The organism is Blautia sp. 210820-DFI.6.14 (assembly GCF_020558815.1).
GTDB lineage: Bacteria > Bacillota > Clostridia > Lachnospirales > Lachnospiraceae > Blautia_A > Blautia_A obeum.
Genome location: NZ_JAJCKS010000084.1, coordinates 1 through 956, shown reverse-complemented (window position 1 = coordinate 956; position 956 = coordinate 1). Strand labels below are relative to the sequence as shown.

2 protein-coding genes are annotated in these 956 nt (G+C 41.9%); both read left to right on the top strand.

All coding sequences use genetic code 11. The features are described from left to right. Positions 1–869 (top strand): replication initiation factor domain-containing protein (locus LI112_RS17825; RefSeq protein ID WP_227191205.1); only part of this gene is annotated, 869 nt, incomplete at its 5' end. Next, positions 869–956, top strand: an 88-nt coding sequence (locus LI112_RS17820) for an excisionase (RefSeq protein ID WP_255647178.1), incomplete at its 3' end; no start/stop codon positions are given. The genes LI112_RS17825 and LI112_RS17820, both read left to right, overlap by 1 nt.

The following is a 956-nucleotide window of genomic DNA, read 5'->3' as shown; positions in this document are numbered from 1 at the left end:
TAGGCTGTTATCTTGTTATGACTGGCAGAGGTTGTGATGATATTTTCCGTATTCTCGATAGTAGGAATTGTACCTTTGGAGATATGTTCCGACGTTGTGAGCGAAGATACGGACTGGATAACTTCCATTTTACAAGACTTGATATTGCCATTGATGATAAGAACGAAAAGCCATTCTTTACCATAGAGCAGATAAAGAAGAAATGCGAAAAAGAGGAATTTATTTCTAATAGTGAGGGCTACCACTTTGACGAAAGCAAGTTTGATGATTTCGACACCGCAAAGACCGTTTATATCGGTGCTGGGAAATCGGGATTGTCCTACCGCTTTTATGACAAGGATAAGGAAGTCTGTTCAAAACATAATAAGACACTTGATGAAGTCGGCAGTTGGAAACGGACAGAAATGCAACTGCGTGATGATAAGGCTCATGCTTTTGCCATGACATTCAAAGACAGACCGCTGGAACTTGGGGAACTGGCTTTCGGGCTATTGGCAAACAACCTACGCTTTGTCGTGCCAAACAGAAATGAAAGTAATAAGAGCAGATGGAAAACGTGTCGGTTTTGGGAACGCTTTTTAGGGGCTGTGGAAGTCTTGAAAGTGCAAGTACCGAAACTACATAATTCTCTTGAAGAAACACAGCAATGGCTCACAGAGGGTGGCGTGATTTCCGCTGTCAAAAGTTTTTACTTCTTGGAAGAACATGACGCATTGGGTGGACTGGAAAAAGTGGGAACTATGCTTGATAAGGCAAGATACAGTAATTCCCTTTCCAGCAAACTAACCGCCCACTTACAGAGGATAAACCGCACCGACCTTATCCCCTATATCCAGTATGACACAAAACAAGGGAAAGGGGGTATCTAATGAATAACAACGATATTCCTGTATGGGAAAAGTACACCCTTACCATTGAAGAAGCGTCAAAATATTTCCGTATCGGAGAAAACAAGT